This window comes from Paenibacillus periandrae, from assembly GCF_022458865.1.
GTDB lineage: Bacteria > Bacillota > Bacilli > Paenibacillales > NBRC-103111 > Paenibacillus_S > Paenibacillus_S periandrae.
Genome location: NZ_JAJNMU010000010.1, coordinates 36,013 through 54,094 on the forward strand (window position 1 = coordinate 36,013; position 18,082 = coordinate 54,094).

The 18,082-nt window shown below is 43.8% G+C and carries 22 protein-coding genes and 2 pseudogenes; 10 read left to right on the forward strand and 14 right to left on the reverse strand.

Features of this window, described 5'->3' with window-relative positions; all coding sequences use genetic code 11:
• Positions 1 to 16: 16 nt before the first annotated feature.
• The 4 genes from LRL21_RS17695 to LRL21_RS17710 are packed head-to-tail and all read right to left on the reverse strand — an operon-like array spanning position 17 to position 2,050.
• A complete protein-coding gene (locus tag LRL21_RS17695) occupies positions 17 to 985 on the reverse strand; it encodes an arsenic resistance protein (RefSeq protein ID WP_240417126.1) in 969 nt (322 codons plus the stop codon).
• Positions 986 to 1,042: 57 nt separating this feature from the next.
• Positions 1,043 to 1,318, reverse strand: a complete 276-nt coding sequence (locus LRL21_RS17700) for an SDR family NAD(P)-dependent oxidoreductase (protein ID WP_240417127.1) — start codon at positions 1,316 to 1,318, stop codon at positions 1,043 to 1,045.
• Complete coding sequence (locus LRL21_RS17705; protein ID WP_240417128.1) at positions 1,209 to 1,601, reverse strand: SDR family NAD(P)-dependent oxidoreductase; 393 nt, start codon at positions 1,599 to 1,601, stop codon at positions 1,209 to 1,211. The genes LRL21_RS17700 and LRL21_RS17705 overlap by 110 nt, the downstream gene beginning before the upstream one ends.
• A 23-nt stretch (positions 1,602 to 1,624) precedes the next feature.
• Positions 1,625 to 2,050 carry a MarR family winged helix-turn-helix transcriptional regulator gene (locus tag LRL21_RS17710; protein ID WP_240417129.1) on the reverse strand — a complete coding sequence of 142 codons (426 nt, stop codon included), beginning with the start codon at positions 2,048 to 2,050 and terminating at the stop codon, positions 1,625 to 1,627.
• Between the two features lie 525 nt (positions 2,051 to 2,575).
• Between LRL21_RS17710 and LRL21_RS17715 the strand changes: the two genes are divergently transcribed.
• The 5 genes and pseudogenes from LRL21_RS17715 to LRL21_RS17735 all read left to right on the forward strand — a co-directional run.
• Positions 2,576 to 3,289, forward strand: a complete 714-nt coding sequence (locus LRL21_RS17715) for a response regulator transcription factor (protein WP_240417130.1) — start codon at positions 2,576 to 2,578, stop codon at positions 3,287 to 3,289.
• Positions 3,289 to 4,224, forward strand: a complete 936-nt coding sequence (locus tag LRL21_RS17720) for a sensor histidine kinase (RefSeq protein ID WP_240417131.1) — start codon at positions 3,289 to 3,291, stop codon at positions 4,222 to 4,224. Before LRL21_RS17715 ends, LRL21_RS17720 begins: the two co-directional genes overlap by 1 nt.
• Before the next feature lie 118 nt (positions 4,225 to 4,342).
• On the forward strand, positions 4,343 to 5,263 hold the full coding sequence (locus LRL21_RS17725) for an ABC transporter ATP-binding protein (protein WP_240417132.1): 921 nt from the start codon (positions 4,343 to 4,345) through the stop codon (positions 5,261 to 5,263).
• Positions 5,256 to 6,008, forward strand: coding sequence for an ABC transporter permease (locus tag LRL21_RS17730; RefSeq protein WP_240417133.1), 753 nt, complete (start codon positions 5,256 to 5,258; stop codon positions 6,006 to 6,008). The genes LRL21_RS17725 and LRL21_RS17730 overlap by 8 nt, the downstream gene beginning before the upstream one ends.
• Before the next feature lie 88 nt (positions 6,009 to 6,096).
• Positions 6,097 to 6,249 (forward strand): annotated as a pseudogene (locus LRL21_RS17735) (peptide-methionine (S)-S-oxide reductase); the annotation flags it as partial.
• Between the two features lie 119 nt (positions 6,250 to 6,368).
• Here LRL21_RS17735 and LRL21_RS17740 read toward each other — a convergent pair.
• Positions 6,369 to 6,758, reverse strand: a pseudogene (locus LRL21_RS17740) (HAD family hydrolase); the annotation flags it as partial.
• Between the two features lie 35 nt (positions 6,759 to 6,793).
• On the reverse strand, positions 6,794 to 7,522 hold the full coding sequence (locus tag LRL21_RS17745) for a class I SAM-dependent DNA methyltransferase (protein WP_240417135.1): 729 nt from the start codon (positions 7,520 to 7,522) through the stop codon (positions 6,794 to 6,796).
• 167 nt (positions 7,523 to 7,689) lie between these two features.
• Here LRL21_RS17745 and LRL21_RS17750 point away from each other — a divergent pair, with 167 nt between their 5' ends.
• From LRL21_RS17750 to LRL21_RS17760, 3 genes are all read left to right on the forward strand, one after another.
• Complete coding sequence (locus LRL21_RS17750; protein ID WP_240417136.1) at positions 7,690 to 8,049, forward strand: MFS transporter; 360 nt, start codon at positions 7,690 to 7,692, stop codon at positions 8,047 to 8,049.
• Positions 8,024 to 8,248 (forward strand): hypothetical protein, encoded by a 225-nt coding sequence (locus tag LRL21_RS17755; protein WP_240417137.1) that lies wholly within the window; start codon positions 8,024 to 8,026, stop codon positions 8,246 to 8,248. Before LRL21_RS17750 ends, LRL21_RS17755 begins: the two co-directional genes overlap by 26 nt.
• A gap of 202 nt (positions 8,249 to 8,450) precedes the next feature.
• Entirely contained in the window at positions 8,451 to 8,729 is a 279-nt protein-coding gene (locus LRL21_RS17760; protein WP_240417138.1) for an ArsR/SmtB family transcription factor, read from the forward strand.
• A 122-nt stretch (positions 8,730 to 8,851) separates the two neighbouring features.
• On the opposite strand, the gene LRL21_RS17765 is transcribed toward LRL21_RS17760, so the two are convergent.
• Entirely contained in the window at positions 8,852 to 9,286 is a 435-nt protein-coding gene (locus LRL21_RS17765; RefSeq protein ID WP_240417139.1) for an SRPBCC family protein, read from the reverse strand.
• A 216-nt stretch (positions 9,287 to 9,502) separates the two neighbouring features.
• Between LRL21_RS17765 and LRL21_RS17770 the strand changes: the two genes are divergently transcribed.
• Together LRL21_RS17770 and LRL21_RS17775 are read left to right on the forward strand one after the other, a co-directional pair.
• Positions 9,503 to 10,462 (forward strand): serine hydrolase domain-containing protein, encoded by a 960-nt coding sequence (locus tag LRL21_RS17770; protein ID WP_240417140.1) that lies wholly within the window; start codon positions 9,503 to 9,505, stop codon positions 10,460 to 10,462.
• A gap of 220 nt (positions 10,463 to 10,682) precedes the next feature.
• Positions 10,683 to 10,778: a sporulation protein YjcZ gene (locus tag LRL21_RS17775; protein ID WP_091167964.1), complete on the forward strand. Its 96-nt coding sequence runs from the start codon at positions 10,683 to 10,685 to the stop codon at positions 10,776 to 10,778.
• A gap of 57 nt (positions 10,779 to 10,835) precedes the next feature.
• Here the strand turns inward: LRL21_RS17775 and LRL21_RS17780 are convergent, their stop codons facing one another.
• The 7 genes from LRL21_RS17780 to LRL21_RS17810 all read right to left on the reverse strand — a co-directional run bounded on the left by LRL21_RS17780 (position 10,836) and on the right by LRL21_RS17810 (position 17,880).
• A complete protein-coding gene (locus tag LRL21_RS17780) occupies positions 10,836 to 11,555 on the reverse strand; it encodes a class I SAM-dependent methyltransferase (protein WP_240417141.1) in 720 nt (239 codons plus the stop codon).
• A 132-nt stretch (positions 11,556 to 11,687) separates the two neighbouring features.
• A complete protein-coding gene (locus tag LRL21_RS17785) occupies positions 11,688 to 12,611 on the reverse strand; it encodes a helix-turn-helix transcriptional regulator (protein ID WP_240417142.1) in 924 nt (307 codons plus the stop codon).
• A gap of 101 nt (positions 12,612 to 12,712) precedes the next feature.
• Positions 12,713 to 13,879, reverse strand: a complete 1,167-nt coding sequence (locus tag LRL21_RS17790) for an epoxide hydrolase family protein (protein ID WP_240417143.1) — start codon at positions 13,877 to 13,879, stop codon at positions 12,713 to 12,715.
• Between the two features lie 108 nt (positions 13,880 to 13,987).
• Positions 13,988 to 14,791 (reverse strand): saccharopine dehydrogenase family protein, encoded by an 804-nt coding sequence (locus LRL21_RS17795; RefSeq protein WP_240417144.1) that lies wholly within the window; start codon positions 14,789 to 14,791, stop codon positions 13,988 to 13,990.
• Positions 14,792 to 14,809: 18 nt separating this feature from the next.
• Positions 14,810 to 15,778: an NAD(P)/FAD-dependent oxidoreductase gene (locus tag LRL21_RS17800; RefSeq protein WP_240417145.1), complete on the reverse strand. Its 969-nt coding sequence runs from the start codon at positions 15,776 to 15,778 to the stop codon at positions 14,810 to 14,812.
• A 130-nt stretch (positions 15,779 to 15,908) separates the two neighbouring features.
• Positions 15,909 to 16,502, reverse strand: a complete 594-nt coding sequence (locus tag LRL21_RS17805; RefSeq protein ID WP_240417146.1) for a TetR/AcrR family transcriptional regulator — start codon at positions 16,500 to 16,502, stop codon at positions 15,909 to 15,911.
• Between the two features lie 16 nt (positions 16,503 to 16,518).
• The gene (locus tag LRL21_RS17810; RefSeq protein WP_240417147.1) at positions 16,519 to 17,880 is read right to left on the reverse strand and encodes an MATE family efflux transporter; all 1,362 of its coding nucleotides are present in this window, start codon (positions 17,878 to 17,880) and stop codon (positions 16,519 to 16,521) included.
• Positions 17,881 to 18,082: the final 202 nt, after the last annotated feature.

Below are 18,082 nucleotides of genomic sequence, written 5' to 3' on the forward strand. Positions count from 1 at the left end.
CCCTTTCGTTCTCAAATTATGAATGATCACGAATGATATAACCGGGAATCATACGAATATAGATGAGCTCGCCTACCAATTCCACGATCGTTTGGGTGACAATAACCGCAGCAACTAGTCCATCCAGCGGATCGGGTAATGCATAGGCAAACGGTAAGACAACCAATGAGTTGCGCGTACCTCCGCTAAATACGAGCGCACGGGAAGCGGCAACATCCAATCGAAACCATTTTGCAAGCTGTGCTGCGACAAAAGGCATAATGATCATAAAGGCGATATAAATCGGAATTGCGTATTTTATGACATCATAATACTCATAGATTCGGCTGATCTGGGACGCCACAATGACAAAAAGCGTCAAAGCCATAAAGGGAACCGGAAGCCAAGCAGCTCCATCTAAAGTCAATTCTCCCCTTCTACTACGTGCGGCCCATAGCTGTGTACCTAGAGCAAGCAGAAGTGGAATCAGAATAAGTCCAATGAATGCTTCAAAAAAAGGCTCCAAATGGATAAATGGAACGGCTTGATCTCCGATAAAAAGCCATAGATACAAGGGCAGAAATAGCATTTGGGTAATAAAAAGAAAAGGAGTTGAGATCAGCATCAGCTTCTCGTTGCCGCGGCCAAGGTGAGTAAAGACGATAACATAGTCAATGCAGGGTGCTAAAAGCACGAGCATAACACCAAGCAATAGAGGCGGTTGATCAGGTAAAAGGCTAGTCAGCAGCCAGACCAATAAAGGCACAGCCGCATAGTTGGTAACAAGCAGGGCGTACATAAATCTACGATTGGACAACGTTTCCTTTAAACGAAAAAAAGGAATTTGTGTGAACATGCTATATAGTAGAATCGCAATCACGATAGAGGTTACATGCCCAAAGGACGAAGAAAAAGCTGGCCACATCAAACCAATAGCTGCAGCTGCGATCAACGTAATCGCATAAATCCAGATTTGTTTTTGCTCGAGTGTCTCTCTGGTAACCATAATAGTATAAACGTCCCTCCCAGATCTCTAGATGCTATAACAAACATTAATAGTAGCTCAAATCATATCTTTTCCGCCATTAACGGGTACATATGAGCCTGTTATAAAACCTGATTGTTCGCTAACATACAACGCAATCGCTTTAGCAATATCTTCAGGCTGTGCCACTCTTTTCAGTGGAGTCAAAGCAGTGATCGCTGCTCTGAACTGTTCAACTTGATCTTTAGAAGCTTCGGTTTCTACGGCTCCTGGTGAAATTACATTGGCAGTGATACCAAATTCGCCGAATTCCTGCGCTTGACCATGTAATGTCCAGGAACGGCTTAACAACAAAAGGGATGTGGGCATTGCTCACTAAAATATCAATCCGTCCCCACTGATCAACAATTTGTTTTGTCATCAGTGCTACCTGTTCTGTGTTACACACATCCGCTTGAATTTTTATCGCTTCTCCGCCTTGCAGTTGAATTTCGTTGACTACTCGGTCGGCACTATCATGGTCAGATAAGTAGTTAATGGCTACTTGTATTCCAGAACCAGCTAACTCTTTCGCTGCAGCCGCACCAATCCCTCGTCCAGCCCCAGTAATCAACGCTACCTTTTTTTCCTTAATCATAAGACAATACTCCTTCCGCTCTTTTATTTAAGTTGATCGATCAGCTTATTTAACAAATGAGAGAAAGTGATTAATTCCTCTTCTGTAAAATTGCTGAGCACTTTGCCATCCATTTCTGTCCGCATATCTTCTAGCTGTTCCAATCTTTCGTAGCCCTTTGCGGTTAATTCGACATAAACATAGCGTTTATCATCTGCATCCTGGTTGGTCTGTACTAGCCCCGAAGCCTTCATCCGTTCAATCATCTTTGTAATATTTTGCTTCGTTACCAAAGTATTTTTGGTTAAATCGCCTAAAGACGTTTTTTGAGGTTGAGCAATTGTGTCCAATATTAACCATTGTTGTACACTCGTGAGATCACACTTGGATGCTAATTTACCCCCCCACCTTGAAAGTAAGTTGGATGCCTTAAAAGTATCTAGGATGATATCCATTTTTTCATTCTGCATTTACTCTACACATACCTTTCTATATAGTCAACTAGTTTACAGTATATCATAAATGTATGATGGATATGATAAATAAGCAAAACTATTACTTATCAAAGAACATAATTAAATCTGGCAATGATTGTCCTGGGGATTGCAGCCATTTGGGTAGCAGTTCAATTGAACACTCCTCATCCATTTCGGCGCAGGAACGCCATTGTATTTTCTGTGATCCTTATCTTGCTGCGGATCATCGAGTTCAGCGTCTGGCACAGCATTGGGTTTTTACTTGGTGTTATCCTGCCGATACTCGTGATATGGAGACTCAACAGCGCAGAGGCAAAATCATGGTTTGGTTTGCGTTGACGCCCTAAAGCGAGTCATTTTCGAAAATATGTACAAAACCTCCACATCTACGATAAAAGTAGGAAATGGAGGTTCTTTGGTTTGTTCATAGTTTCTATAAATTATAGACGGTTGATCATAGTTACTGCTTTTCCGAAAATCCAAAAAAAGGTAAGATGTTTTTATCCGAACTATCGAGGAGTGGACAATATAACTTCAAAAATACTCATTGTCGAAGATGACCGGGAGATTCACGAATTGCTGGCCAGTTATTTACAAAAAGAAGGCTACGAAACGACATCCGCCTACAACGGAAAAGAGGCAATCAGCCTCTTAACACAAACACAATTTCAAATCCTCATTTTGGATCTGATGATCCCTGAGATTGACGGTTATGAAGTACTCCGCCGCGTACGAGAAACACAAAATATTCCTGTACTGATCCTGTCTGCAAAAGGAGAAGAGGTGGACAAAATCATCGGACTTGGGCTCGGTGCGGACGATTATTTAACAAAGCCTTTTGGGCTTGGAGAGCTGTCCGCGAGGATCAAGGCTATGCTTCGACGTTATGTCTACTTTAACAATAGTACAAAAGACGATCCCTCGTCCGTGTTGACCCATGGCGATCTTACGATCAATTTACATACCTATGAAGTCGCGTCACGAACCGGTAAAATAACGCTGACCTCCAAAGAATTTGAAATATTAAAGTTGTTTCTCTCCAAACCTTCCCGGGTCTTCACGAAGGCGCAAATTTTTCAAGCCGTCTGGAAGGAAGACTGTATGTCTGATGATAACACGGTCATGGTGCATATCCGCCGTCTTCGCACTAAAATTGAGCTGAATCCGTCTCAGCCGGAATATATTCAAACGGTTTGGGGAATTGGATACAAACTCGGGGAGGCTGCTAACTGATGTTCACGTACATCCAGACTATCATCACCGTTATTTTGCTTGCTGCAAGCAGCTTACTTGTTATTCGACAGTGGCATTTCAAACGGCAATTAGCGATCGTGACCTCCCGTATCGAAGAGATACGCAATGGCAGCAGCAATCAGAGAGTCCGTATCTCCACCACGAAGAAATCTCTGAACGAGCTCGGAGGCAGCATGAACCGACTCATCGATGACTTTCAGCGAAGCATGGAGAAGGTCAACTGGCTGGAAAGCGAACGAAAAAAAATGATTACCCATCTCTCCCACGATTTACGAACACCGCTAACAGCCATTCTAGGCTACGTAGAATTCATGCAGACAGATAGAACCCTTACAGAAGCTACACGACAGCATTACCTCCAAATCATCTCCTCTAAGGGGAACAAGCTGGAAGCTTTGATACGAGATTTCTTCGAGCTTTCCAAACTGGAGGCCGATGATGAACTATTGAACACTGAGAGAATCAACATCATTGACAAAATACAAGAAGCGATACTTTCCTTCTATCATCAGTTTCAGCTCGTACAATTGAGTCCACATCTGCAGCTTCCCGAACACCCCATTTACGTTTGGGGAAATGGGCACAGCATAGATCGGATTATGAACAATCTGCTGTCCAATTCGCTTCGTTATGGAGTGGAAGGTGGAATGATCGGCATTAGTGTCCGGGAAGAGGATGAACGCGTATGGATTGATGTTTGGGATCAAGGCCAAGGAATTTCAGAGACAGATTTGCCGCATATATTCGAGCGCCTTTATACGGGCAAAGCATCCAGAAATGCTGTGCAGCAAGGGAATGGACTGGGCCTGACGATCACCAAAAAATTAGTTGAGAAACAGCAAGGTGAAATTCATGTCGATAGCATCCCAAATCAAAAAACCAGTTTTTCCTTCTATTTGCCCAAGGCGACTTAAGAAAAATGTAAGGAATAATTAATTAGGATGTAAATTGTATTCTATATAATTAAAACCACCAAGATGATGACTTACGAAGTCATTTTGCTATGCAAAACTTATAGGGGGTTCGAAACAAGTGGAAACCATTTTGCAAACAAGCGGCCTCACCAAAAAGTATAAAGATCACACAGCGGTCGACTGTATTAACATTTCCTTGAAAAAAGGAGAAATTTACGGTTTTCTCGGCCAGAACGGGGCTGGTAAAACGACGACGATTCGTATGATTATGGGTCTCATCCAGCCCACATCAGGCCAGATCGAACTGTTCGGGCAGACCTTGGAGTCGGGGCGCAGAGCCGCTTTTGAACGCATCGGCTCGATGATTGAAATACCCGGCTTTTATCCCAATCTGACTGCCGCCGAGAACCTGGACATCCACCGCCGAATGATGGGCATGGGGAACATGGAAAGCATTGAACATTCACTGGAGCAAGCAGGTTTGCTGGACGTTCGCAACAAGCGAGTAAAAAGCTTCTCGCTTGGAATGAAGCAGCGTCTTGGCATAGCCCGTTCTCTACTGCATCATCCAGAGCTGCTTATCCTCGATGAGCCGACAAACGGTTTGGACCCTGTTGGAATAAAGGAAGTACGCAATTTAATTATTGAGTTGGCATCTAAACGCAATATTGCTGTTTTAGTATCGAGCCATATTTTAAGTGAGGTTCAACAGATGGCTACGGTACTTGGCATTATTCATAACGGAAAATTAGTGGAGGAAATTGAACAACAAGCGCTGCAGATGAGAAACAGACATTGTGTGGAGTATAAGGTAAGCAATGATCGTCAGACAGTTATGCTGCTGGAGCAGAAGCTGGGCATTCAAGACTACTCCGTTCCCGAACCGGGCATTGTCAGGGTGTTCGAACAGCTATCAGAATCGGCTATGATCAATCGAACACTTGTTAATAACGGCATAGATGTGTGCGAAATTACGATGCTGCGTGAAACATTGGAGGATTATTTCCTTAGCCTGACGGGGGGTGCTCGGAGTGCTTAATATTATGTATACCGAATTACTGAAACTTAAACGCTCCAACATTCTCTGGTTAACGATCATTGGCGCTGTACTGCCTGCGTTAATCACCACATTCGGTGAATTCAAGGACATGAATTGGACCAATCTGTTAAATAACAATCTTCTGTTTCTCAACGTAATGATTGGTCCGATGTTATTATCGATGCTAGCAGGATATGTGGTGGTCCGGGAATACAATGATAATACGGTTAATCAGCTTTTCGTATATCCTCATCGTCGCGTCACGATTTTGTTTGCAAAAATGGTTGTTGTTCTGCTTCTATCGCTTACGGTATCTGCCCTTAATTATTCATTGATTTGGTTGTCGGGCAGCTTAATAGGCCATCAACCGATTACAGCCGATCTCTTCTGGAAATATACCAATGCGTATTTGTGGATGTTTGTGCTGCAGGCTCTGCTTATCCCGATTATGATGACAGCCGGGATTGTTGGAAAAAGCTTCATCCCTCCGGTTGTGCTCGGAATTGTCGCTATCCTCATTAATATGATGGCGATTCAGGGAGTTGAGGACCATTTTCCGGAACGTATCACTTTTGTAAGCTACTTTCCATTCGGTTCTGCAATCATTCATTTGCTTGATTTGATTAAATCAAATGTGGATATTGATGTTCTCAACCCTTTATATCCCAGTGGATTAAGCTTTGTCTTATTTTTTATTTTCAATGCGCTCTATTACACGAAGTCCGAGGTTCATAGCGGTTCTTGATATCTTAGTTACATGACATTGAGCCTACTCCCACTGCCTTCAATTAATTCCTATAACTAATTATTCGTCATGGAATGAGGAACATTGTATGATACAAAAAGCAACGTTTGCGGGCGGCTGCTTCTGGTGTATGGTAAGTCCATTTGAAGAACAACCGGGAATTCTCGGCATTTTGTCCGGATATATGGGCGGCAATGTGGAGAATCCTCCGGCCGCAATGCCATTATCGAAAAATACTGGAGTAAAAAGTAGCGCTTCATAACGTTTTAAGGCGACCACCGGAATTGTTGGCCGCCTTTCTTATTTACTTCGAACCCAAAAATTTTAAGACATCAAATCGTGCTCACGATGACAGCAACAACTCACAATTGCTTTTAAATATTCCGTTAAACCATTACTTGCTATGTAAATTGAACAATTATTCTCTTTTAAAAAACTGAAAACTTCCTTTACATTCGGATATAAAGCACCCTTCCCACTACTTATATTTTCAACTAATCTTGCGAGAAAATAAGCATCCGTTTGCTCTCTTTCTTCAATGGAATGATTAGGCAACAAGGCCTCCCATACTTTGGGTAAAGGTACACCCATAATTTCACGGTATTTATCAATAGGGGTTGCTGCATCCCATTTGTTTAGTGACCGTAACTGATTAAAAGCATCCTCAAGTGATAACTCTAAAATTGTATCTGTTTGAAATAGTGTCCCATCCATATCAAAGATTAGTGAATGCAGCATGGTTCTTTCCCCCTAATTTTATATAAAACCTTCATTGGCATGCCCACTTATAATTTTCGTGCTTTTACTATAAGAAAATGCGGGTTCGTCGAAAGACGATCATACCAACGTCTATACCAATCCATCGCCTCCGGTTGGTCTTTGAATTGTATATCGGGCTGCGGTTCCACGATTTGGTCAATTACAAACTGTGCTGATGTCACGTTAAGTATTTCTTGAAGAGGTCTTCTGTAAAATGTAACCTCCACGGGTCCAGACTCCTGTTTGTTCCAAGTTTCCTTCAATAGCTCATGAGCGAAATAATCCGGTCTTTCAAAGTGCTTAAAGTCCATAAAAGGGTGATGTACGGAGAAAGTCAGGCAGCCCCCTGGTTTCAGGATACGATGGAATTCACGAAAGGTGGGTGCCCAGTCATCGATATAGTGAAGTGTCAAAGAACTAACAATCAGGTTGAATGTCTCGTTATGGAACGGAAGCGTTTCAGTCAAATCACAAGTGAATACCGCTGTCTCTGAACCGACTCGTCTTTTACAAGCTTCTACCATGGCAGGACTTAAATCAACAGACGTAACCTGTGAACCCCGTTTGATAAATTGCTCCGTATACCAGCCTGCAGCACAGCCCGCATCCAGAACTACAAGATCAGTCATATCACTTGGCATAAGCTTCATCATCGCCGGTCGTTCATAATAAGCGTTATGCCCACTCTCCAGATCAACATGTAATTCATAGTCTTTAGCAAGCTTTTCATAAGCTTCGAGAACCTTTTCCTTCATTTAGCTTCGCACCTTCCACCTATTAGTTTGCATTCCTCTTATGTTAACGAATTCCACATTTAAACTAATATTCCTTGTTAATGTGTACAAAAAGGCACTTGACGAACCGCCTCTTCACTCATATAGTTATGCAAATATCTAATTGATGACAAAAAAAGAAGGATGGATTGACGTGTTATTTCTCGGTCGCTTTTACAGCAGCCGCCAATTCCGTAAGCAAAGAACAAGTTCCACAAGCCATATCCAAAGTATTCATGGGCGTAACTGCCGGGATGGTCATTGGTACACCTATTACGTCTTTAATCGCGGACGTCATGTCGCTTGGAGCCTCACTCTGGTTTTTTGCTGTAGTCAATGCGATCGCATTCGTAGCCATTCTCACTTTTGTTCCATCAATGCAGGTTAAGGAAAAACTATCCTACGGGGCTCAGCTCGGCGTTTTGAAAAGACCTCTGGTCTGGTTAAGCATAGCGACTGTCATTTTCTTGAACTTATCGATGTATGCCGTCTACAGTATTTTTTGCTGAGTATCTGGATACCGTGTCTCACATGAATGGCAAACAAATCAGCTTAATGCTGGTATTATTCGGTGTAACCGGCATGGTAGGCAATCTATTGGCCGGTAAGCTGCTAAGCAATAAAGCGATCACAACCGCAATCGTGTTTCAATTTGTGTTCGGAGTCAATTCAATCAATGTCTCAAACATGGATAATAGTAGGAGTTAATGGAGGGTCGATAATCACGACCTGTACGGGGGAAATCTTGAATCAAATATGGTATGATAACATAATCATAGTTGCTTTTGCTGCCAGGCTCTGTGTTAACCAAGCAAGATGCTTCCTACATTATAACGAAGAGCGACAGACAATATATATACCGAAGTTTTCAAGCCAAAATAATATGTCACAGAAAAGGAGAAACATGTGTATGACGACCTTATCAGACCAACAGTTCGCGAGGATATCCCGCGCCTTGGCCGAACCTCGACGTTATCAAATGCTTAAAGAAATTGGAGCATCCAAAGAGCCTCTGCCTTGCAGTACGCTGCATGAGTCCCATAATGTAAGCGCCGCGACCATTTCCCATCATATCAAAGAATTGGAGACGGCAGATTTGGTTCAATGCATTCGCGAAGGCAAGTTCATGAGTCTCGTCCTCCAACATGACGTTCTGCGCGCTTATTTGGATAAGCTTGCGGAAATATAAGAACGGTTCTTCCACATAAAAGTGAGAAGGCTTATGTAATCGTATTCAGTAATTCTATAAATTCAACGGTAGCCAAGGACAACGTAATAAAGTCCAGACTACCGTTGCACATGGAACCAACCTTATATGACTAATGAAGCTCGCAAAATAGCACCGTATTCCAAATAACCTTTTAAACAGGTCAACATGTATACCCAGCCCTCTTTATTGCCCAGTAATTTGCTTATGAGCTCATCATCATTTTCTTTAAAACCTGTTTCGTTAACCTCAATAATGGTAAGCGTAGCGTCCAGCTCCTTCAGCGTAATCGTAGCTACGTTGCCATCCTCAGTTGCTCCCCATTGGAATACGATTTTCTTATTTGTTTCAAGCTCCAATATTTTAATATCCACCTGGGCATTGTATTCTATATATTTCAAAGTGATCGTTTTCCCTTGTTCCCATTTATCCGTGCCTTTGAACCAATAGTTTGCCATTTGTGCAGGATTCACAAAAGCATCGAATACGTCCTCTACAGACTTTGATATTTTCATTTTTGTATTGACATCAAGGTTCATATTTAATCAGCTCCTATTGGGTTTTCCGAAACTGTAATTATCATAGCCTAACCACTTTTAATCTGCAAACTCGCGGTTACTTTATCCACAATAACTGCTCCAATGTTTGATCAAGCTTTACTCCTCAAAATTTTTATTTTCTTCCAATTTCGCCCACCCCTTATGCCCAATCCATGTTATGATGAACAAAGATACCATATCTCGGGAGGGCTTATTATGATAGAACAAGTGTTTCCTCGTTCCAAACCCGAAGAGCAGAATGTCACTCCACATGCCATTGAACAATTCACTAGATCTATGGAAGCTGCCGGATTGAATATTCACAGCTTTATGCTGCTTCGCCACGGCCATGTAGTTGCCGAAAAGTGGTGGCCGACGCATCGACCAGACGAACCGCATGCTTTATTTTCAATTAGCAAAAGCTTTTGCTCAACAGCTATCGGTATGTTAGTTGATGATGGTCTGCTGTCCCTTGAAGAACCGGTAATCCCATATTTCCGAGATCATATGACACCGGAAATTGAGTCCAATATGAGCTCCTTGCTGATCCAACATCTGCTTACAATGACTTCAGGACACTCCGAAGATCCCACAAACCACATACGGAATGCACATCATGGTGATTGGGTAAAAGCTTTCTTCGAAACACCAATCGAAGAAGCTCCAGGCTCACGATTCGTCTACAACAGCGGCGCTACTTACATACTGTCCGCAATCGTACAGAAGATTACCGGACAAACATTGCTTGATTATCTACGCCCCAGACTTTTTGAACCTCTTGGAATCGGTAATGTAACTTGGGAGACATGTCCTATGGGAATTAACTGTGGCGGCTGGGGTCTTAATCTTACTACAGAGGGCATTGCCAAATTTGGACAGTTATACTTACGTAAAGGAATTTGGAATGGCCAGCGGCTTATATCAGAGGAATGGATTGATCAAGCAGTTTCTGCTCATATATCCACAATGGCTATGAATGATATAGACAAGCAGCAGGGTTATGGGTATCAGTTTTGGCGATGCCGGTTTGGCGGATTTTGCGCAAGAGGTGCAAACGGTCAATTTTGTATCATTTTGCCGAATCAGGATGCGGTCATTACCATAACGTCGGATGAGAAAAAAATGCAGGCGGTACTTGATGTTGTTTGGGAAAACCTACTCCCTGCTATGAAGTGAGCAGCCAAATAATGGATTATCAACCGCAAACCATACTGAAGGATTATTAGCTATGCCCTATTCAGCTATTATGAATTTCCTTCAAACGGTTGTAATCAAGTGGCTGTCGGATGCGTTTCCTGAATAATTTCCATTTGTCCATGTTAATTAGGTTACAATCCATACCTTCGGAACGAATGGTGCATATCATTACATTGTAAGTAAAAAGGAGGGATAATCGATGAGCTGTGTTGGTGTTGGCAGAACTTCTACCGCAGAAATTTTGGTTCTTTACATTTTGTTGGTGATCGTGTTGTCGGTTGGTTTCTTTATTTAACAGAAAAGTGAAGACAAAGAAAGAACAAGAGCTTGATATCTTGTTCTTTCTTTTAATTTATTTAGTTCCAATAACGAGAACAAATCCGATGTATTCTCGAAATCTGTCCATGATACCGTTGTACTTGCTTGTTACTTCCCAAACATGGATGTCAAGAAAAGAACCAGCATCAATTTGTTGAGATGGGTCTGGATGTTCCAAAAGATCCTCACTTGTTTCAGGAAACAAGAATGGACCCTCTATCTGTGATCGATTAAAGCCCTTTGTGTTTACTAATGCTGACCAATCATCAATGCCCCATAGCTTATCAATGTGATAAAATCCAGTAATCTCTTCGTTGATTTCTGTAGACACTGGTTGTAACAGTATCATTTCTCTGTCAAAAAGTTTGCCTCCAGTACGCAAAACCCTATAATATTCCGATAATGCCTTATCCGTATCCGTGAATATGGATACAGATTCAACAAGAATCACATCAAATGATTCGTTAGGAAATGGGAGCGCGCCTGCGTCTCCTTCCATAAATTGAACCGAGACATTCTCTTTTTCAGCCCGTATTTTTGCTTTTGCGATCATATCTGGGCGAATATCTATACCTGTTACATCATGACCCTGAGCAGCTACATAACATGATGTTCTGCCAGTGCCACAACCAACTTCAAGGATTCGGCAGTTAGTAGGTAGTGGATATTGTTCAAGCTGCTTTAAAGTTGCTGTAAACCCTCCAGGATGAGCATTGCCAATACCTAATTTAGCCAGCATATCGAAATATTCCATGAGTATTTAATTCCTTTCGCTACAGGTCTTATCTCATCATATGAAAGAAAACCAATTTTGCACCGAAAAGGAGAATTTTATCCAATGGATATACCTAAACATGAAAATAATAAGCTTTTGGCGTTCGATACATCAGTCGATTTTATAAATTTGAACCATCTTCATAATATGACCTTGCAGCTCGGCAATTAATTCGGGAGGATCAATAAGCTTGACATGGCTGCTGTAGCTAAGAATGTTCTGAACCGCTTTTTCCTTGGAGGAATAATGGGCCGTTACGGATATCGTGCCGTCCGGATTATCTATGATCTGGTCATAACCATATTCATCTCTTACTCTGGTCTTGACTTCAGGATTAAAATGCAGAACTGCTCGCACCTTGGAAAAATTAGCATGGCTCATGAACTGCTCTTCAACATCCTGCAGCGTATAAGCGCGCCGAACGAAGGTCTCAGGCAAGCTTCGCAGCCTGAGCATACGGGAAAGCCTGAACACACGTATAGCAGATCGAGTGAGGCAATAGCCATACAAATACCATACATATCCTTTGAGAAATAGTCCCATCGGTTCGATCATTCTCTCGGTTTCCGTTCCCTTGCTATCCAAATATTCAAACCGGACGATATACTGTTCTTTAATGGCCTGACGAAGTGGGGCGATTTTCACCTTATCATTGGGGGCTGGAGTGAAATCAAGATCCACATGAACCATATTGGCGGCATTCGATGTAGTGGGCATCAAGATATTGATTCTCTCCAAAAGCCCATCGATGTCCGAGCTGTCGGTAGCGGAGCGAGCTCCTTTCAAGGCCGAACAAATAGACGAAAAGTCTTCGAGGGACAAGACTTGTTTATCTATACGATATCCTGACATAATCTCATATCCTCCGTCCGAGCCAGGAAATGAAACAATCGGGATTCCAGCCTGATTGATCGATTCCATATCCCGATAGATTGTGCGCAGAGAAACTTCAAAGCGCTCGGCCAGTTCAGTTGCATTGACGCGGGGCTGATTGAGTAAAGTCATCGTAATGGCAAGCAACCGATCCAGTTTCACTTGAAGTTCCTCCTTAACGAGTTTAATGGTCACACTGGCAGATTCTTATTATTTTCTACACCTAACCGTCTATAACCTTCTTATGCGAGGGAGTCATGTTATTATCTGAAGCGACGGAAAAAGCTTTGCAAGTCGGGAGCCAAAAGATCCGGCGCATCCATGGCGGCAAAATGCGTGCCACGCTCAAACTCCGACCAATGCACAATGTTAGTGTTATCGCGCTCTGCAAAACGCTTCATCGATTTGAAGTCGTAGCCAAACACAGCAACTCCGGTCTTGGTCGTATTAGGACCCTGTACGGTCTGTTTGTTGTTATGTGCATTTTCATAGTAGAGGCGAGTGGAGGATTCCGCCGTATTGGTCAGCCAATAGAGCATTACATTCGTCAGAAACGCATCACGGTTGATGAAATCCACATGGTCACCAAATCCATTGAACAACTCAGCAATCCAGGCGAGCTGGCCTGCAGGAGAGTCCGTCAGCCCATATGTCAATGTCTGCGGCCGGGTTTGCTGAATCGCATTAAAGCCGGCCCGTTCATGGAAGCTGGCCAGAAATTGAAGTCGGCTCTGATCGTCTGCGGACAGATCTACCATCTCAGCAGGATCGCCGGACGGGAAGGAGAACAGTTGCAGCACATGGATACCGAGCAGACCGTCAGGCTTCTGAATGCCCATCTCACGGGAAACGAGCGCACCGCAATCGCTGCCATGAGCACCGTATTGTTCGTAACCGAGACGTTCCATCAACTCTGCCCATGCTTGGGCAATACGAGTTATATTCCAGCCGGATTCGAGCGCAGCACCGGAGAAGCCAAACCCAGGCACTGAAGGGATGACAAGATGAAAGGCATCCGCGGGATTACCGCCATGTGACCGTGGGTCCGTAAGCGGTCCAATCAGGTCCAAAAACTCTACAATCGAGCTTGGCCAACCGTGTGTGAGGATGAGCGGCATCGCATCAGGCTCCGGTGAACGAACATGCAGGAAATGCACATGGGCCCCATCTATCGTCGTTGTAAATTGTGGAAATTCATTCAAACGCGCTTCATGCTTGCGCCAATCATACTCATTGTTCCAATAAGCGGCCAGCTCTTTCACATACGGAAGCGACACGCCGTACTTCCAGCCTGCATCCTGTAGTGCTTCAGGCCAGCGAGTGCGGGACAAGCGGTAGTGCAGTTCATCAAGATCCGCTTGTGGAATGGCGATGTGGAAAGGGCGAATCTCAGTGTCTACATGGTTTGATGTGTGGTTGATCGTTGTCATTAGAAGTGCCTCCTCGAATTTGGGGTCTCTGTGTTTCTTCTTTACACTTCTAATCATAAAGCAAGTACCCTGACAGCATACTGTCAGGGTTACGGAGAGAACTAATATTTATTTACCGTTTATTCGGATATCAACCTTAATTTCAGGAGGAAGTTCGGGAAACAAGCTTTCCCATTCAAGTAACTGGTCAATATGATACACGCCATGCGGCAATACAGAACGGTAAACCTTATCAGCTACAGTCGCAGCTACTTTTGCCGTAATGCTGGCTTCCTTGATCCCCTGAACCAGACATTCTATCAACAGGTCATCTTGACCTTTTTTTCCCCATGCATCTATTTTTACGGCAAACATCTCTTTTCCAAATCGCAGCTTACTGAACAATAAGATAGCAGCATGGCAGATACGCTGCAATTTTAATAAACGGAACACTCCACCTGCTCTTAACCACGCTAGCAAGATGGTAACGGCAGCCGAGTCAAAACAGAGTCGCGTGGATACCAATGGCACACCCAAGGTTCGTGATAAAGCATGCTGATCAGCAAAATTGAACCTATAAGACTTTCTATGTCCCAACGATAATCCAAAGTCCGTTATTTTACCGTCTGTAAAGCTGGATACAACAACCCTGCTTCCAGCCCGCATCACAGTAAAATCCGTGCCCAGATTATCCACAGTCCATTCAATTGCCGCTTTACCATGCTGGTCGCCCAAGCCCAGCATGATCGATATATCAATCGCATCCGTCCGATCCATCAAATGTTTGGCGTGAGCAGCCAACAGGTTGGTCAGACCCGGCGCGAGTCCAATGCTCAGCGTTGCTGCCCTTAAATAAAGACGGGAGTAATGCTGCAGGTAGTGAAAATAAAAATGAATAGAGCGGGCAGTATGAACTCTGCTTACTCTATCCATATACAGTAATCGACGTATTCAACGATGTTCAAGCTGAAGATCCCGTTTGTAGGTTGGCGTGACTCTGTGTGCTCCTATCAGTTCCTTATGAATCCATATCGCAGCCTGAGAGCCTTCCCCCATGGCTATAGTCAGCTGCTCCGCATGCACGCCGATATCGCCTGCTGCCCATATGCCAGGTATGTTGGTCATCTTGGTGCGTGGGTCCGTGAGGATATGCTTATTTTCCAGGCATTCAATGCCCACCTGACGAGCGAGCTCCGAATGAACATGATTCCCGCCAAAAGCGATAAAGCCCCGTTCGCCTGCAAGCATACGTCCGTCATCCAGAAGAACACCCTGAAAATCACCGTTGAAATCACTTCTTACAACCTCAGACAACGCTGCGTCGATATGGACAATGCCATGTGAAGCCAGCTTCTCCAAATGCTCATCATCTACCGACTTAGTCTGCCATTCATGATTGATATACGTGATAGCCTGGGTCCAGTAGGTCAGCGTCAACGCCATGGCAGCCCCAACATTACCCGCGCCCATTACGATGGTCTGTCGTCCATTAACTTCATAACCGTCGCAATCGGGACATACATACACTGTTAGTCCGAGACATTGCTTAAGTCCAGGCAGCGCCGGGAACCTGTCGCTCAACCCCATTGCAAGCAATACAGTCATAGCCTCAAAGCTTTGATTACCCGTTGACCTTTGTACATTAAACCCGTCGTCTATCCTTGTAAGGCTTGTCACCTCATCCTGGATGAACTGCACGCCAAGTCGTTCCGCCTGCATTTTGCCAAGACTGCGAAGCTCATTGCCTGCTACCCCGTCCGGCCAACCGAGTATATTGTGATAGCTCCTGCAGAGGCTTGAACGACCATCCCCCTTATCTATAACGAGTACGCGGTGCTTATATCTGCCGAGCTGGATCGCTCCCTGTAAGCCCGCAATACCTCCCCCAATAATGATACAATCGTATTTGGAAGTATCCAATGGCCTGTGACCCCTCATCGTTTTTTATTAGATTCTCCAAGCTTTCCAATAAAAAACGAAATGAAGCCATATGCGGTCATGCAATTTTTTCCATTCTATTTCCGTCAGTTGAAGATAGAGCGCTTGGCTTCTAAACGACTGTGCCATGGAGAAACACATGAATGGCTTGACGATATATGCTCAACGTCGCATCATGGTTGGGGGAACGTTTGGACATTTCACCAAGCCCCATTAGCAATCCCTCCAGTATAAAGCCAAGTGTCCGTGCGTCAGCCGGCTTCAGCTCACCCGCGTCCATCGCCTGCTGGAGCATTCTTTGGTTCAATTGCACATGGTCAGAAAGATAATTGGCTACCTCCTCCTGTACATCATTTCTTGCCCATTCGCTGTATATAAATTCATCCGTAGCTTTGGTTAGCGGGTGGTTCAGATCATTCACGACAAGATGTTCAGCAAACCCATACAATTTTTCTTCGACGGTTGTGTACAGCTTTTCCTTCTCTGCCCATTGCTCCTTCCAATCCCGATCCCATTCATCCAGCAAATATAAGAATAATCCTTCTTTGTTATGAAAATGATAATAAATATTCCCTTTGCTGCTTCCCGTCGCGGCTACAATATCCTCAATGGAAGTGGCTGTATACCCTTTTTGGGCAAATAATGCCCTTGAGGCTTCAGCTACCTTTTTTTTAGTCTGCTCACTCTGCAGCTGTTTTTTATTCATCGGGTCCATCTCCTTTTTAGATACCAGCCTTACGTAATGCAGGTTTCCCTAAAGATCCCTGCCTCCTATAATAAATAAGTATCGTGATCAGTACAATACATTCTGACAAGGGAACAGCCATCCAGATCCCCGTAATCCCCATGATCCTTGGAAGCACCGTAATAAACGCCAGCATAAGAATCATTTCCCTCGCTGCAGTGATCCAGATAGCCATTCTCATACTGCCGATTGATTGATAATAAGTCATCATCACAAAATTAATGCCCATAAACAGATAGGCGATTACGAAAATCCTGAGCCCATGGACAGCATGAGCTGTGACCTGACTGCTAAAATGTCCAAAAATCCCAACGATCGGCAATGTCGCCAGCTGTACAATCAGCAATAAGACAGCCCCCGCTCCAAGCGCCGTGCGGACTGCAATCCGAATCGTTTGCCGCTTCCGTTCATCCTGCCGAGCTCCATGATAATAGCTGATTAGTGGCTGGATCGCCGAGCCCATTCCTAAGAAGGTCAGTAAAATAATGCTGTGAATATAACTCATAATAGAAAATGCAGCGACCCCGTCTGTCCCGGCATACTTTTCCAGTGAAACATTATGCGAAATCGTAAAAACCGAGATACCGACCTCGGCCAGAAAGCTTGGAAATCCTACTATGATAACTGTAATCAGGAGTGCCTTATCCCATTTGAACCGCCGCAGCTTCAGATGATTCGTTTTTTTGAGAAAATGGGTGAAGATCACCATTAAGCCAAGAAATGCAGCAATGATCGTCCCCATAGCCACGCTGGCAACCCCCAGCTCAAACACATATAACACAAAGTAATTGATAACAATGTTAGACAAGGCAAAGGTAATCTGCGCCATCATCGACAGATTGGGATTACCGTCATTTCGGACGAAAATGCTCAGTGCATTTTCTATAGTAAATACGAAGCCGAACAGCAGCATCACATTCATATAGGCAGACGCATAGGGATACGTCTCCACATTGGCACCCAGCGCATAGATGAGCGGATCACGGAACATAAAGGCAGTGATGCCTATCACGAGTGTTGCTACGGTAATAATCGTTACAGAATACGAAAAAATAGTTTGTGCCTTATGATGCTCCTTAGCACCCATCGCCTGTGAATACAAGGTTGCACTCCCGATGCCAATCCAAAGTGACATGGCGACAAATATCGTATATACAGGACTTGCAATACCTAAGCCTGCGAGCGCCGTGGACCCCAGCTTGTTTCCTACCATGACACCATCAACAACGATATTGACAGCGACCAGCAGCATCCCCAGCATGGAAGGGATCAAATAACGAAGGAAAGCCCGACCAACCGATTGGGTATCCAGTAGGTGTGTCGTGTGTTGTTCTCTCATGTTGAAGCTCCTATCTGAACATTCGTTTTATTATACTGAACGTTCGGTATAAATTGTAGCACATCAAAAATAAAGTTACAACATCTTAAAGCTTACAAGGGCTTGCAGGCAGCCATCTCAGCTGGAAATGCTGTCCAGCGGATTTGTGAAGCCATAGGGGTACTAGCTGTTCCAATAATTATTCTACTTGCATCTACTATGA